The sequence below is a fragment of the Blautia sp. AF14-40 genome, from assembly GCF_003479665.1.
Classification (GTDB): domain Bacteria; phylum Bacillota; class Clostridia; order Lachnospirales; family Lachnospiraceae; genus Fusicatenibacter; species Fusicatenibacter saccharivorans.
Window position 1 is genome coordinate 320,912 of record NZ_QUHK01000001.1, and the last position, 15,051, is coordinate 335,962.

At 49.8% G+C, this 15,051-nt stretch carries 12 protein-coding genes; 11 read left to right on the forward strand and 1 reads right to left on the reverse strand.

Annotation, left to right across the window (positions count from 1 at the left end):
- The first annotated feature begins 7 nt into the window (after positions 1 to 7).
- The 5 genes from DWW13_RS01525 (at position 8) to DWW13_RS01545 (ending at position 6,094) form a co-directional block, all read left to right on the forward strand.
- The gene (locus tag DWW13_RS01525) at positions 8 to 982 is read left to right on the forward strand and encodes a MurR/RpiR family transcriptional regulator (RefSeq protein WP_117509159.1); all 975 of its coding nucleotides are present in this window, start codon (positions 8 to 10) and stop codon (positions 980 to 982) included.
- Entirely contained in the window at positions 979 to 2,226 is a 1,248-nt protein-coding gene (locus DWW13_RS01530) for an NAD(P)/FAD-dependent oxidoreductase (protein WP_118719018.1), read from the forward strand. The genes DWW13_RS01525 and DWW13_RS01530 overlap by 4 nt, the downstream gene beginning before the upstream one ends.
- A gap of 44 nt (positions 2,227 to 2,270) precedes the next feature.
- A complete protein-coding gene (cmk, locus tag DWW13_RS01535) occupies positions 2,271 to 2,936 on the forward strand; it encodes a (d)CMP kinase (protein ID WP_118719020.1) in 666 nt (221 codons plus the stop codon).
- 32 nt (positions 2,937 to 2,968) lie between these two features.
- Complete coding sequence (locus DWW13_RS01540; protein ID WP_117509002.1) at positions 2,969 to 4,870, forward strand: bifunctional 4-hydroxy-3-methylbut-2-enyl diphosphate reductase/30S ribosomal protein S1; 1,902 nt, start codon at positions 2,969 to 2,971, stop codon at positions 4,868 to 4,870.
- A gap of 147 nt (positions 4,871 to 5,017) precedes the next feature.
- Positions 5,018 to 6,094 (forward strand): putative ABC transporter permease, encoded by a 1,077-nt coding sequence (locus DWW13_RS01545; protein ID WP_055226378.1) that lies wholly within the window; start codon positions 5,018 to 5,020, stop codon positions 6,092 to 6,094.
- 64 nt (positions 6,095 to 6,158) lie between these two features.
- Here DWW13_RS01545 and DWW13_RS01550 read toward each other — a convergent pair whose 3' ends face one another.
- Entirely contained in the window at positions 6,159 to 7,247 is a 1,089-nt protein-coding gene (locus DWW13_RS01550) for a ribonuclease H-like domain-containing protein (protein ID WP_118600634.1), read from the reverse strand.
- 172 nt (positions 7,248 to 7,419) lie between these two features.
- Here DWW13_RS01550 and ruvA point away from each other — a divergent pair, with 172 nt between their 5' ends.
- The 6 genes from ruvA (at position 7,420) to DWW13_RS01580 (ending at position 14,873) form a co-directional block, all read left to right on the forward strand.
- Positions 7,420 to 8,034, forward strand: a complete 615-nt coding sequence (gene ruvA / locus DWW13_RS01555) for a Holliday junction branch migration protein RuvA (protein WP_118719022.1) — start codon at positions 7,420 to 7,422, stop codon at positions 8,032 to 8,034.
- A 40-nt stretch (positions 8,035 to 8,074) separates the two neighbouring features.
- On the forward strand, positions 8,075 to 9,085 hold the full coding sequence (gene ruvB, locus DWW13_RS01560) for a Holliday junction branch migration DNA helicase RuvB (RefSeq protein WP_022461905.1): 1,011 nt from the start codon (positions 8,075 to 8,077) through the stop codon (positions 9,083 to 9,085).
- Positions 9,086 to 9,215: 130 nt separating this feature from the next.
- Positions 9,216 to 9,647, forward strand: a complete 432-nt coding sequence (gene zapA, locus DWW13_RS01565; protein WP_055226374.1) for a cell division protein ZapA — start codon at positions 9,216 to 9,218, stop codon at positions 9,645 to 9,647.
- Positions 9,648 to 9,704: 57 nt separating this feature from the next.
- Entirely contained in the window at positions 9,705 to 11,918 is a 2,214-nt protein-coding gene (locus DWW13_RS01570) for a U32 family peptidase (RefSeq protein ID WP_117508998.1), read from the forward strand.
- A 26-nt stretch (positions 11,919 to 11,944) separates the two neighbouring features.
- Positions 11,945 to 13,459, forward strand: a complete 1,515-nt coding sequence (locus DWW13_RS01575) for an FtsW/RodA/SpoVE family cell cycle protein (RefSeq protein ID WP_117508997.1) — start codon at positions 11,945 to 11,947, stop codon at positions 13,457 to 13,459.
- Positions 13,460 to 13,514: 55 nt separating this feature from the next.
- Complete coding sequence (locus DWW13_RS01580; RefSeq protein ID WP_179964624.1) at positions 13,515 to 14,873, forward strand: peptidoglycan D,D-transpeptidase FtsI family protein; 1,359 nt, start codon at positions 13,515 to 13,517, stop codon at positions 14,871 to 14,873.
- Positions 14,874 to 15,051 lie beyond the last annotated feature (178 nt).

Here is a 15,051-nt window from a genome sequence, read left to right on the forward strand (position 1 = left end):
AAATAACATGAAAAAAGAAAAAGAACAGTCTTCTTCAGAAGAGCAGAAGGCAGCGAACGAGAATCTCCTCATTCGTCTGAATCAAAATTACGGAAAGTTGAGCAAAGGACAGAAGAGGCTGGCAGATTTTATTACGGCGCATTATGACCAGGCCGTATCGATGACGGCAGCGCGCCTGGGACAGCAGGTCGGCGTCAGCGAATCGACAACGGTTCGCTTTGCGATGCAGCTTGGCTATGCGGGATATCCGGAGTTCCAGCGCGCACTGGAGGAGATGGTGATGAATCGTCTGAATTCAGTGCAGCGGATGCAGTTTACGTATGGCCGCGTGCCGCAGGGAGAAATTCTGGAGACCGTCCTGCAGTCGGATATTGAAAAAATCAAGATGACGCTGGAAGAAGTGGACCGGAGCGCCTTTGAGCGCGCTGCGGATACGATTCTTTCTGCGCGGACAATTTACATTGTCGGCATTCGGAGCTGCGCGCCGCTTGCGAGCTTTCTGGCGTTCTATTTCCATATGATTTTCCCGGATGTGCGCCAGGTACAGACAAACAGTTCCAGCGAGATTTTCGAGCAGATGATCCGCATCACGGAGGATGATGTGGTGATCGGCATCAGCTTCCCGCGGTATTCGATGCGTACGATGAAGGCACTGGAATTTGCGAACAGCCGCAAAGCGAAGGTGATTACGATCACAGACAGTGTGCATTCACCGATGAATGTTTATGCAGCCTGTACGCTGATTGCCAAGAGCGATATGGCATCGATCGTCGATTCTCTGGTGGCCCCTTTGAGTGTAATCAATGCGCTTGTCGTGGCGCTCTGCATGAAACGCCAGGCGGATGTGAAAAAGACACTTGAGAGCATGGAAAAACTGTGGGATGAGTACCAGGTTTACAGCAACGATGAAATCAACGGGCTGGACGATGCACGTCCTATGGGCGGAAAAAAGGCAGCTCTGCCGGTAAAGGAGAAAGCATGAGAAAAGCAGCAGTAATCGGCGGAGGCGCCGCCGGAATGATGACCGCCGTGCTTGCCGCCGGCGAAAAGACAGAGATTCATCTCTATGAAAAAAATGAAAAGCTGGGAAAGAAGCTGTTTATCACAGGAAAGGGCCGCTGCAATGTGACAAACGACTGCCCGACAGAAGAGTTCTTCACGAATGTGGTGACAAACCCGAAATTTCTGTACAGCTCCGCCTACAGCTTTGACAGCGCCCAGGTGCAGGAGTTTTTCGAAGCGGCAGGTGTCCGCTTAAAAGTGGAGCGCGGAAACCGTGTCTTCCCGGAGTCAGATCACTCCTCGGATATTATCCGCGCGCTGGAGACGGAACTGAAACGGAAAAATGTTCAGGTGCATAAGAATACAAAAGTAAAAGAGCTTCTTTTCGAAGGAGACCGCGTGAAAGGAATCCGCCTGGAAAACGGGAAAGAGCTTTTTTACAATGATGTCGTTGTCGCAACCGGCGGTATGTCGTACCAGACGACGGGGTCGGATGGAGACGGCTACCGTTTCGCAGAAGAGGCAGGACTTGCCGTCACTCCGCTCCGCCCGGCGCTGGTGCCGCTGGAAACAGAGGAAGCGTACATCCGTGAGCTGCAGGGACTCTCCCTGAAAAATGTGACGATGACGATTAAAAACGGCAAAAAGACGCTGTTCGATGGATTCGGCGAGATGCTGTTTACACATTTCGGAATTTCCGGCCCGCTGGGGCTTTCTGCGAGCTCCTACATCGGAAAAGCACTGGAACAGCAGCCGCTGAAAGGATATCTGAACCTGAAGCCGGCACTCACGGAAGAACAGCTGGATGCGCGGATCCTGCGTGAATTTGAGGAAAACCGGAACAAACAGTTCCGCAACGTGATCAACAGTCTGTTCCCGGCGAAACTGCTTCCGGTGATGCTCTCTCTTGGCGGGATCGACCCGTACAAACAGGTCAATGCCGTATCGAAAGCGGAGCGTCAGCACTTTGAAGAGCTGATCACGCATTTCCCGTTTACAGTAACCGGAACACGGGGTTTCCGTGAAGCAATTATCACACAGGGTGGTGTTTCCGTGAAAGAGATCCGTCCGGGCACGATGGAGGCAAAGAAAAAAGAAGGTCTGTACTTCGTAGGAGAAGTGCTCGATCTCGATGCACTGACCGGCGGCTTCAATCTGCAGATTGCCTGGGTAAGTGCCCATGCTGCAGCCGAAGAGATCCGGGCAAAGGAAGAACAGGAATAAAATATGGATCACAGATTTTAGAATTTTCAGGAGGAAGAGAGAAGATGAGATTTAATCTTGCAATTGACGGACCGGCAGGCGCTGGCAAAAGTACAATCGCAAAACGTGTGGCAAAGGAGCTTTCGTTTGTCTACGTTGATACAGGAGCAATGTACCGTGCCATGGGCATCTATTTTTCAGATCTTGGCATTGCACCGGAAAAGCAGGAAAAAATTGAGGCAGCCTGCAAAGATGTGAAAATTTCCATTTCCTACGAAAACGGAGAGCAGCAGGTTTATTTAAACGGCGTCAATGTCACCGGAAGACTGCGCACCGAGGAGGCTGGAAAGATGGCATCCGCGACAAGCGCCTATCTGGAAGTACGGAAAAAACTCGTGGAGCTGCAGCAGGAGATGGCGGAGAATACGGATCTTGTGATGGACGGCCGCGATATCGGAACTGCCGTTCTGCCGAACGCACCGTTGAAAGTCTATCTGACAGCAAGTGCCCATGTCCGCGCACTGCGCCGCTGGAAAGAGCTGACCGAAAAGGGACAGACAGCCGATCTTGCGAAAATCGAGGAAGATATCAATGAGCGTGATTATCAGGACATGCACAGAGAGCATTCCCCGCTGGTACAGGCAGAAGACGCCGTACTCGTTGACAGCTCTGAAATGACGATCGATGAGGTTGTGGAAAAGATCTTAAGCCTTGCCCGCGAGCGCATGTAAACGCGGCAGAGAAAAGAGGAGAAGAAAAACAGATGGAAGTAACTGTTGCAAAAAGTGCAGGCTTCTGCTTCGGCGTCAAACGGGCGGTCGATACGGTATACCGTGAAATTGAGAGCGGTGAAAAGCCGGTCTACACCTTCGGGCCGATTATTCACAACGAACAGGTTGTGGAGGATCTCGAAAACCGCGGCGTGCAGGTGATCCATTCGGAAGATGAACTAGAGGGGCTTTCCGGCGGAACCGTTGTGATCAGGTCGCATGGCGTGTCGCGGGATGTCTGCGAAAAGATCGAAGCGCGCGGCATGAAGATTGTAGATGCGACGTGCCCGTTTGTCAAGAAGATCCACCGGATTGTGGACGAGGAGGGCAGAAAAGGCCGCCACGTCGTCATCATCGGAAGCGCGGATCATCCGGAGGTACAGGGCATCATGGGATGGGCGAGCGGCCCGGTTACCGTGATGCATACCGCCGAAGAAGCGGAAAGTTTTGTGCCCGAAAATGGAAAACCAATATCTATTGTGGCACAGACGACATTTAATTACAACAAATTTAAAGATTTAGTTGAAATTTTTTTGAAAAAGAGTTATGATAGTACTGTTTTAAAGACTATCTGCAACGCTACCGAGGAAAGACAGACGGAAGCGAGAGCAATTGCCAGGAAGGTTGATGCCATGTTTGTCGTGGGAGGCAGACATAGTTCAAACACGCAAAAGCTGTATGAGATATGTAAAGAAGAATGTAAAAATACTTACTTTATAGAGACACTCGTTGATTTGGAATCTAAGCCTTTTCAATCATTTGGTCGCGTAGGTATTACAGCTGGGGCATCCACCCCGAATAAAATAATTGAGGAGGTTCAAAAAATGTCAGAAATGAGTTTTGAACAAATGCTGGATGAATCATTTAAAACAATCAGAAACGGAGAAGTCGTTGAGGGTACTGTAATCGATGTCAAAGACGATCAGATTATCCTGAATATCGGATACAAAGCCGATGGTATTCTTACCAAAAACGAATATTCCAACGATTCTTCCATCGATCTTCACACCGTTGCACAGCCAGGTGACAAAATGGAAGTCAAAGTTCTGAAAGTAAATGATGGAGAGGGACAGGTCCTTCTTACTTACAAGAGACTTGCTGCTGAAAAAGGCAACAAGAGACTCGAGGAAGCATTCGAGAATCATGAAGTTCTGAAAGCAAAAGTAACACAGGTACTGAACGGAGGATTATCCGTAGTTGTTGAGGAGACCAGAGTATTCATTCCGGCCAGCCTTGTATCTGATGTATATGAAAAAGATCTGTCTAAATATGCAGATCAGGAAATTGAATTCGTTATTACCGAGTTCAACCCGAGAAGAAGACGCATCATCGGTGACCGCAAACAGCTCATCGTTGCTGAGAAGAAGAAACTGCAGGAAGAACTGTTCGCACGCATCGCAGTTGGCGATGTTGTAGAGGGAACTGTTAAGAATGTTACCGATTTCGGCGCATTCATCGATCTGGGCGGAGCTGACGGACTGCTTCACATCTCTGAGATGTCCTGGGGCCGCGTAGAGAACCCGAAAAAAGTATTCAAAGTTGGTGAGACTGTAAAAGTTCTGATCAAAGACATCAACGGCGACAAGATTGCTCTTTCCTTAAAATTCCCGGAAGAGAATCCGTGGCTGAACGCTGCTGACAAATACGCTGTAGGCAACGTAGTAGAAGGCTGTGTTGCCCGTATGACTGACTTTGGTGCATTCGTTGAGCTTGAGCCGGGCGTAGATGCTCTGCTTCATGTTTCCCAGATCTCCAGAGAGCATGTTGAGAAACCGTCTGATGCACTGAAAATCGGACAGGAAATCACTGCAAAAGTAGTTGATTTCAACGAGGAAGACAAAAAAATCTCTCTGAGCATGAAAGCTCTGGAAAACGAAGAGCCAGTAGAAGAGTAAGAATAATTTAACTTGCAGGTGCTGCAGTTGGATGATTAGAATGCCGTAGACAACCGGGTTTCCTGAACAGACAGGAAACCTGTTGCCTGCGGTATTTTCTTATCATCCTGTTTTTGGCACCAGAAAAGAAAAAGGGGATGAAAGTTTATGTGGGAGACGAAGATTCTGGGTGTGGATCTGTACCACGTTCTAGCATGGTTCTGGCTGTACAGCTTCTGCGGATGGATCTGGGAGAGTTCCTATGTATCGATCCGGCAGAAAAAACTGGTCAACCGCGGTTTTGTCAATGGTCCGCTGCTGACACTGTACGGCACCGGCGCTGTTATGGTATACTTGATCCTGCGCCCGTTTGAAGCGAACGTCTGGGCACTGTATTTCGGAGGTGTCATTGTAGCGACGGTTCTGGAATATGTAACCGGCGTGCTGATGGAGACCATTTTTCATGCGCACTGGTGGGACTACAGCAATCAGAAGTTTAATTTTCAGGGAAAGATCTGCCTCAGCAGTTCGATTGCCTGGGGATTCTTTACACTGGGGCTGTTCTATATTCTGCAGCCGATTGCCGTGAAAGTAGTGAATCTTGTTTCGGATACTACAGGAGAGATCATTGTTTCCGTTGTTACCGTCTGCTATCTGGTAGATTTTGGATTTTCCGCAGCCGCAGCATTCCAGCTGGGACAGAAGATGCGCAGTCTGGAGAAAACGTGGGGAGAATTTCTGAAATATCTGCAGAAATCCCGCTTTAACCAGCTTGCCGAGGAGATGAATGCGAAAGTACAGCAGTATCGTGCAGAGTATTCCAGAGATAAGATGAAAGAATATCTGGCCGAGAAGCGCCAGACACTGTCTGAGGCAATGGAGCAGATGCAGAAGCTGGAGAAGGAGCGGAAAGAAGCCGAGGGAAGAAGAAATCCGCTTTTCGAGTCGAAGAACCGCCTGATGGAGTTCGGAGCAGAGCAGAAGGAACGCCTGACCGAGTTCGGAGCAGAGCAGAAAGAACGGTTTGCGGCACTTGGATTTGATGTGCGCAGTGATAAGATGCCGGATCTTAAAGAGCTGCTGGAGCGCTTTGACCAGATGACAAAACCGCAGCTTCCGACCAACTGGCTGATGCGCCTGACAACGAAACGTTATCTGCGCGCCTATCCGCATCTGCAGGGAACGCATCATGCTTCTCTGAAAAAGGAAGAAAAAAAGGTAGAAGAGAAAGAAGAGAAAAAATAAAGGACTGCTTGGAAAGGACAGTCCCGGAAAAACGGCCGTGCATGCAAAAACGTGTACGGCTGTTTTATTTTCTGGTTTTGCTATCGTCTTTGAAAAAGAGCTGAAGCTCGGAACAGAGATACTCTTTCAGGAGATTTTCCTGCGAAAGAAAGGCATCGGACCACTCAAAATAGTAAGGGCGGCTTTTGAAATCCTCGCGGAAGGCCGGGGTGAAAAACTCTTTCTGCTGCGGAAGAAATGTACCGGTCCGCCGCTGATAGCAGTTGGCAGCCTTTGCTTTCTGACGGTGTTCCGGATCGACAAACGCGCCAACGCTCTTGTGAACAGCCTGATCCTCCAGCGGAAGATAATAGTAATTCTTATAGTCCGGGAAGAAATATTTCAGCTCCGCCGTATGCGTCTGCAGGGAGAGAGAAACCCGTGAACCAAAGGCTGTAAGAGAACCATCCGCGCAGACACGGGAGAGGAAAACCGGAACTTCCCGCTCGGGCTGCAGTGAAACTTCCAGTGTCTGTCCGGTAAAACGACACGACTGGACAGAAAAATCGCCGTGAAACAGGGCAGGAAGCGCGAGCAGTTCCAGAACAGAACCCATGCCGAGGACATCCTCATAATTGTGAAGGAAAAGCAGTTCCAGTTTCTTTTCATCCAGTGTCTGAAGATAGTCGTGGTAAACAGAAATCAACTGTTTTCCGTTAAGTTGATCCTTCCGTGGGAATGAGAGATACTGTTCCACATTTTTCTGTTTCATTGAAGAAAGTCCCAGGATTGACTGAAACGGGCGGAGTGCCTGATAAAGATCCAGGGATGCGATTGACGAAAGCGGATCTTCCATCTGATAAAACAGTGCTTTGTGTGTGAGGTAAGGAAGATCAAATGTCGTTCCATTAAAATGCACCAGCCGCTTCACGTCGGAAAGAAACGTGAAAAAAGAGACAAGCATCTCTTTTTCTTCGGTCGGTCGATCAAGAAACCACTGGCGCAGTGTGAAAGCATCCGCGGCCGGGTCAAAGAACAGCGCACCAATCAGATAGAGATGCGAGGTACGCCAGGAAAGGCCGGTCGTCTCAATATCGAAAAAGACATCGCCGTTTCTCAGATACATCTGAAGATTGGCAGAGAGAGCAGCGGGGGTAGAATCTATGATCTGCATAAGGTTTTTTGTCTCCTTTGAAAAACTTTTTTGAATCTAAAGATATTATAAGACGAAAAAATCTGACATGCAAGAAAGACAGCGACTAATCGTTGCGTGATGAGAAAAGTTCTGCTATAATAGAATGTGCGTTCGCTTTCGAAAAAAGAAAACGGCGCTTTGGAGGAAAAACATGATTGCATTTATCAAAGGAACTGTAGATTCTCTTTCGGAAGGAAAAATGATTCTCGAAAGCCATGGAATCGGCTATGAGCTGAATATTCCAGCGAGTATGTTCGACGCAGGCATCCGGGAGGGAGAAGAGTTAAAGATATATACCCATATGAGTGTGCGGGAAGACGGAATTTCCCTATTCGGCTTTCTGTCCCGTGAAGATCTTGAAATATACCGTATGCTGATCGGCGTAAGCGGCATCGGACCAAAAGCGGCGCTTGCGGTGCTGTCCACGCTTACTGCAGACAATCTGCGCTTTGCCGTCCTCTCGGAAGATGTCCAGGCGATTGCCAAAACACCGGGCATCGGAAAGAAGACCGCGCAGAAGCTGATTCTGGAATTAAAAGACAAATTCGACCTGCAGGAAGCGTTCGAGCAGAAGCTGGCAGGAAATCAGGCGGCTGCGGCGGTACGGCAGGCAGGCGAACCGGATGCCTTCCAGGATGCGGTACAGGCGCTGACTGCGCTTGGCTACTCCGGAACGGAAGCACTGCAGGCAGTAAAGAAAGTCGAAATCACCGAAGGCATGGACAGCGAGGCTGTGCTGAAAGCGGCATTGAAGCATATATTTTAGCAGATGGTCCTAAATTGTGGAAGAAGGAAACCTTATAACGATGGAAAGAAGAATTATCACAACTGACGTTCTCGAGGAGGACGTGAAAATCGAAGGTTCGCTCCGTCCCCAGCACCTGGACGACTACATCGGACAGGAAAAGACGAAAAAGAACCTGAAAGTATATATTGAAGCAGCAAAACAGCGAAGTGATGTTCTCGATCATGTGCTGTTTTACGGCCCTCCGGGACTTGGAAAAACAACGCTGGCGGGCATCATTGCAAATGAGATGGGAACCCATATGAAGGTAACGAGCGGCCCGGCGATCGAAAAACCGGGTGAGATGGCAGCGATCCTCAACAATCTGCAGGAGGGCGACGTCCTGTTTGTTGATGAGATCCACCGCCTGAACCGCCAGGTCGAGGAGGTTCTTTACCCAGCGATGGAGGATTTTGCGATTGATATCATGATCGGAAAAGGCTCTTCGGCGCGCTCGATCCGCCTGGATCTGCCGAAGTTTACGCTGGTCGGCGCAACAACGCGTGCAGGTCTTTTGACTGCTCCGCTCCGCGATCGGTTCGGTGTCATCCACCATCTGGAATTTTACACGGAGGAAGAATTGGCCAACATTATCCTGCACTCCTCAAAAGTACTGAATGTGGAGGTGGACCCGCAGGGAGCGCTTGAGATGGCGCGCCGTTCCAGGGGAACACCGCGTCTGGCAAACCGGATTTTAAAGCGTGTCCGCGACTTTGCCCAGGTGAAATACGATGGAAGAATCACAAAAGAGGTCGCATCATTTGCTCTCGATCTGCTGGAAGTAGACCGTTACGGACTGGATCAGACTGACCGGCTGCTTCTTACCACCATTATGGAAAAGTTCCAGGGCGGTCCGGTGGGACTCGATACCCTGGCAGCATCAATTGGAGAAGATGCCGGAACCATCGAAGATGTCTACGAGCCGTTCCTGATCAAATCCGGATTTATCAACCGCACTCCGCGCGGAAGAGTGGCAACGGAATTTGCCTGGCACCACCTGGGGCTGGAGGCACCGCGTAAGATCGAAGAGTAAAAGCCCTGAATCTTTCATTTTCTGTCGCTTTTTGCAGAAAAAGGTTGTTTTTCTTCCATTTTCGGTATATGATAGGTTATATTAGCCGGAAGTTTGGTCCGGTTAAATTCAGTGGAGGAAAAGCAAAAGAATGGCTGTAAAAAATACAACACAGGTTTTAATAGATGGAAAAATTATCACACTGGGAGGCTATGAGAGCCCGGAATATCTGCAGAAAGTAGCTGCTTATCTGAATCAGAAGATCAGCGAACTTTCCCAGTCAGCCGGATACAACCGCCTGTCGGTGGATACGAAGCACACACTGCTTGCACTGAACATTGCAGACGACTATTTCAAAGCAAAAAGCCAGGTAGATACCCTCGAAGAGGATATGGAAGCCAAAGACCGGGAAACCTACGATATGAAGCACGATCTGATCGCAGCGGAAATCCAGGCCGGCGATCTGAAAAAAGAGCTGGAAGAGAAACGAATCGAGCTGGAACATGTGCGCGGCGAGATGGAAGAACTGCAGCGGCAGCTTGATAAGGCAAATAAGGATCTGGAAGATTTATTAAAAGCGTAAAAGAAGGAAAAACGGGGGATTGCGGAACAGGTAATCGCCCGTTTTTAGGAGATAAAGATGAAGACAGAATTATTAGCACCAGCCGGTTCGATGGAAGCGTTAAAAGCGGCGGTTTCCGCCGGTGCGGATGCCGTCTATCTCGGCGGAGCCGCATTCGGCGCAAGAGCGTATGCAAAAAATCTGGATGAGCAGGAGATTCTCTCAGCCATCGATTACGTCCATCTGCGGAACCGGAAACTGTATCTGACGGTCAACACCCTCTTAAAAGAGGAGGAACTGGAAGAGAAACTGTATCCGTATCTGCGTCCGTACTATGAGCAGGGACTGGATGCCGTGATTGTCCAGGATATGGGCGTTTTAAAGGCGGTCCGCTCCTGGTTCCCGGATCTCGACATTCATGCGAGCACACAGATGACAGTGACAGGATCTGCGGGAGCGCGTTTCCTGGAGAGCCTTGGCGCGACGCGTGTGGTACCAGCCCGTGAGCTTTCGTTTGCGGAGATCCAGAAAATCCACCGGACGACCAACCTTGAAATTGAATGCTTCGTCCACGGGGCGCTCTGCTACTGCTATTCGGGACAGTGCCTTTTTTCCAGCCTGATCGGCGGGAGAAGCGGAAACCGCGGAAGATGCGCGCAGCCGTGCCGTCTGCCGTACGAAGCGTACGATAAAGACAACCACCGCATGGGGGAGCCGGGCGACCGCTATCCGTTAAGCCCGAAGGATATGTGTACGGTAGAACTGCTGCCGGAGATTGTAAAATCCGGGATTATGTCCCTCAAAATCGAAGGCAGAATGAAAAAGCCGGAGTATACAGCGGGCGTTGTCAGCATTTACCGCAAATACCTCGATCTGTACGAAAAAAAGCCGTCCCGTTTCCACGTTCTGCCGGAGGACATGAAAAAGCTGTATGAGCTGTATAACCGTGACGGTTTCAACAAAAGCTATTATACCGTAAGAAACGGACGCGATATGATGGCGCTGAAGAACGAAAAAGAGCAGGAAAATAAAAAGAAACAGCGCAGAAATGAGCAGCTCTTTTATGAGATCCAGAGAGATTATATCGAGACTGAGGCAAAAGAGCCGATTTCCGGCTTTCTGACCCTGTATCCGGGCCAGCCGGCGTTCTTAAGTGCAGAAAGCGGAAAATACAGCGTAACAGCAGAGGCGGGCATGGTAGAACCGGCAAAGAAGCAGCCGCTGACAGAGGAACGCGTAAAAACACAGCTGGAAAAGACAGGCGAGACACCATTCTATTTCAAAGAACTCGATGTCTGTATGGATGACAACTGTTTCGTGCCGATGCAGACGTTAAACGAGCTGCGGAGAGGCGTTTCGGACCAGCTGGTGAAAGAGATGACAGAGCCATACCGCAGAAAAGCAGCGGAAAAGCCGGAACAGGAAGCAAAAGCATCTGGAAAACCGGACCAGGAGAACAGGGCAGAAAAGAAAATGGAGCTGACCGCATCTGCCGAGACGAGAGCCCAGTGGAATGCGCTGCTCGAGATTCCGGAGATCACGACGATCTACGCCGGCATGGGATGCTTCAAACGGGAAATCTTCGAAGAACAGGCGGAAAAAGGAATCCTGCAGGCGAAAGAACTGGGAAAACAGGTTTATCTGATGCTGCCGCACGTTGTGCGTGAAGGCGATCTGAAGGAATACCGCGACACGTTCCGCTGTCTGAAGGAGATCGGTCTTGGCGGTTTCCTGATCCGCAATCTCGAAAGCTTTTCATTTTTGAAAGAGATGGGAATGGAAAAGGATATCCGGCTCGATTACAGCGTTTACACGTACAACAGCCGTGCGCAGGCATTCTGGCAGGAGCAGGGCGTGCAGCGTGATACCGTTCCGTATGAGCTGAACGAGCGGGAAATCGGAAAACGTGACAATACGAACAGCGAAATGGTGGTCTACGGCTACCTTCCGATGATGGTTTCCGCCCAGTGTGTCCAGAAGAACCTGAACGGCTGCAATCACAGTTATTCTCTGGTACGCTTAAAAGACCGGATGGGAAAATACTTCCCGGTGAAGAGTTACTGCACCTCGTGCTACAGTGTGATCTACAACAGCCTTCCGCTCGGCCTGGTAAAAGAAGCCGATGAGATCCGGTCCATGCATCCGGCTGCGGTGCGGCTGAATTTTACCATCGAGACACTGGAGGAGACAAAAGAAATCGCCGCTGCGTTTGCTGGAACGTACTGTAAAGGAATCGCAGTTCCGGCCGAACAGGAATATACCAAAGGCCATTTCCGCCGGAAAGTAGAGTAAACGGTGAGAAAAAATAAGGGGAATTTATGGAAAATACCATTGTTCAGTTATCAAAATATGTGATTACCTTCCTCATGATCTGTTTTACCGTGCAGTCGTTTGCTGCACTCAAAGAGCGGGATGAGGATGAGCGCCATTACATTCTGATGCGGCAGATCATCATGATCATTCTGATGAATTTCATCTGTTTCTTCGTGATGTTCCTGCAGGAAGGCGAAGTATCAACGATTCAGATGTTTCTGCTCACGATGGCGTATATCCTGGGCGTACAGATCCTGTACCGCCTGATTTACCGGAAGGCATCGATGATCCTGGTAAACAACATGTGTATGCTGCTCTCGATCAGCATGATTATTCTGACGAGACTGAGCGTGTCAAAGGCGATGTCCCAGTACAAAATTCTGGCGGCATCCACACTGCTCTGCTTCATCATTCCGGTCATTGTCCGAAAGGGCAAGTTTCTGAAAAATCTGACCTGGATTTACGCTGTGCTCGGAATTGCTATGCTTTCCGTCGTTATGGTGCTTGGCTTTACTTCCGGCGGTGCGAAGCTGTCGATCGAAATCCACGGCATTACGTTCCAGCTCTCCGAGATTGCCAAGATCACACTCGTGTTCTTTATGGCAGGCATGCTGCGCGAGGATAATTCCTTTGGAAACGTTGTGAAAGCAACGGTCGTTGCGGCAGTTCATGTGCTGATCCTTGTTGCATCCACCGACCTTGGAACTGCGTTCGTCTTCTTTATGGCGTACGTGGTTGTAATCTATGTGGCAACGAGAAAAGCCAGATATCCGCTTTTGGGACTTGCGGGAATGAGTGCCGCCTGCGTTGTGGCGTATTTCCTGTTTTCCCATGTACGGAACCGTGTGGCACTCTGGCAGGATCCGATCGGAAACTGGGATATCAGCAGCCAGTTAGCACAGGGACTCTTCGGCATGTGCTCCGGCGGATGGTTCGGAACCGGCCTTTTCGAGGGACGGCCTGACATTATCCCGGTTGCAACGAAAGACTTTATTTTCTGTGCGATCTGTGAGGAGATGGGCATTATCTTCGGAATCTGCCTGATTCTGCTGTGCATGTCCACATTCCTTCTGATTATCAATATTTCCATGAAGATGAGCAAACGGTTCTACAAACTGATTGCCATGGGTCTTGGAACGGAATATGCGACACAGGTGTTCCTCACCATCGGAGGAACCATTAAATTTATTCCTATGACAGGTATCACGCTGCCGCTGGTCAGCTATGGAGGAAGCTCTATGTTCTCCACGGTGCTGATGCTGTCGATCATTCAGGGATTGTACATCTTAAGGGAAGACGAAGGTGAGGAGCTTGAGAAAAGACAAAACAAGAAGAAACGAAACCAGCAGAAAAACGACCCAGGCGCCAAGAAAAAACGACGCCCGGACGAAGAGACCGAAAGACGAAAGAAGAGCGGCAGCCGGAACGACGGACAGGGAACCCGCCAGAAGTACCGCGAGCAGCCGGATGAATTCGAACGGCGGATCGAAGAGCAGACCGAGAACAGCCTCCACTGGTAAGGCGGCAAACAACGGCGCAGGGCCGTATCTGATCGTTTCGTTCCTGTTCGTGGCCATGTTTCTTGGGCTGATCGCGTATCTCGTTTACTTTAATGTCGTGCGGAAAGAAGAATTTCTGAATAGTTCTTACAATACGAGACAGAATAACTATGCAGAGCGCGTGATCCGCGGAACAATCTATTCTGCGGACGGCCAGGAACTGGCAAAGACGACGACAGATGAAAACGGGGATGAGGTAAGAACGTATCCGTTCGGCAGCCTGTTTGCGCAGGTGGTTGGCTACACGGGAAAAGGAAACAGCGGCCTCGAATCTTCCTACAACTATATGCTGATGGAGTCCCATACAAGTAAGTTAAAGCAGGTAAAGAATGAATTCAGCGATGCGAAGAACCCGGGAGACAGTCTCTATACAACGCTGAATACAACACTCCAGCAGGCCGCGGCCGATGCACTGGACGGATACCGCGGTGCAGTTGTCGTGCTGGAGGCAAAAACGGGCCGTGTACTTGCCAATGTGAGCAATCCGGTTTTTAATCCTAATACGATTGATGAGGACTGGGAGGCACTGAACGCAGACGATGAGAGCGGCGTGTTTCTGAACCGCGGTCTGCAGGGAAGATATCCGCCGGGATCTACGTTCAAGATTGTTACTTCGCTTGCGTATCTCCGTCAGAACGGCACACTGGACGGTTTTTCGTTCGACTGTGACGGTGAGCTGACAGCAGGAAACTATACGATTCACTGCTCCGGCGGTGAAGTGCATGGACCGGAAGATTTTGCAGGTGCGTTTGCACATTCGTGCAACTCTGCCTTTGCACAGATTGGCCTTGGGCTGGATAAAGATGCCTTCCGCTCGCTGGCGGATTCCCTGTATCTGAACAGCCGTCTGGATCTGGAGCTTCCGACCAGCAAAAGTTCTTTCGACCTTGATTCGACAACGGCGGATGCTCTTGTGATGCAGACCTCCATTGGTCAGGGTGATACGCTGGTAACACCGATGGAGATGGCACTGATCGCCTCCGCGGTTGCAAATGACGGAGAAATGATCAAACCGCGTTATGTGGACAACATTGTGTCTGCGGACGGACAGGCAGTCAAAACCTTTTACAAAGAGTCTCTTGGCACGGTAATGTCCGAGAGCGAAGCCAATACGCTGACAGAGCTGATGAAAGGCGTTGTCCAGAGCGGAACTGCAGTTTCACTTTCGGATCTGCCGTACAATATCGCCGGTAAAACAGGAACCGCAGAACACGGAAGCGACGGAGAGACACCGCATTCCTGGTTTGTCGGATTCTCCAATGCGGATGATCCTGATATTGTCATTGCTGTTGTGGCAGAAAACGGCGGATATTCGAGTGAAGTCGCTGTACCGATTGCAAGACAGGTAATTGAAGCATATTATGCACAGCAGTAAACGATGAAAAAAACGCGTTCGAACCGGAAAGGATGGGTTCGGGCGCGTTTTCTGAATTTTTAGAAAAATGTTAGAAAAAGGATGCGGTTTTAAGGTTGCGCGGGGGCGGGAAAAGAGGTATACTTTTTAACAGAAGATCTGGCGGCAAGCGGGAAGAAAAGAGCTGTCAGGGAATGGA

Coding starts and splice junctions, on each gene's coding strand:
- DWW13_RS01575 (WP_117508997.1), top strand. CDS start 11,945: ATGGAAAATACCATTGTTCAGTTATCAAAATATGTGATTACCTTCCTC.
- DWW13_RS01530 (WP_118719018.1), top strand. CDS start 979: ATGAGAAAAGCAGCAGTAATCGGCGGAGGCGCCGCCGGAATGATGACC.
- DWW13_RS01580 (WP_179964624.1), top strand. CDS start 13,515: ATGTTTCTTGGGCTGATCGCGTATCTCGTTTACTTTAATGTCGTGCGG.
- ruvB (WP_022461905.1), top strand. CDS start 8,075: ATGGAAAGAAGAATTATCACAACTGACGTTCTCGAGGAGGACGTGAAA.
- zapA (WP_055226374.1), top strand. CDS start 9,216: ATGGCTGTAAAAAATACAACACAGGTTTTAATAGATGGAAAAATTATC.
- DWW13_RS01570 (WP_117508998.1), top strand. CDS start 9,705: ATGAAGACAGAATTATTAGCACCAGCCGGTTCGATGGAAGCGTTAAAA.
- DWW13_RS01540 (WP_117509002.1), top strand. CDS start 2,969: ATGGAAGTAACTGTTGCAAAAAGTGCAGGCTTCTGCTTCGGCGTCAAA.
- ruvA (WP_118719022.1), top strand. CDS start 7,420: ATGATTGCATTTATCAAAGGAACTGTAGATTCTCTTTCGGAAGGAAAA.
- DWW13_RS01545 (WP_055226378.1), top strand. CDS start 5,018: ATGTGGGAGACGAAGATTCTGGGTGTGGATCTGTACCACGTTCTAGCA.
- cmk (WP_118719020.1), top strand. CDS start 2,271: ATGAGATTTAATCTTGCAATTGACGGACCGGCAGGCGCTGGCAAAAGT.
- DWW13_RS01550 (WP_118600634.1), bottom strand. CDS start 7,247: ATGCAGATCATAGATTCTACCCCCGCTGCTCTCTCTGCCAATCTTCAG.
- DWW13_RS01525 (WP_117509159.1), top strand. CDS start 8: ATGAAAAAAGAAAAAGAACAGTCTTCTTCAGAAGAGCAGAAGGCAGCG.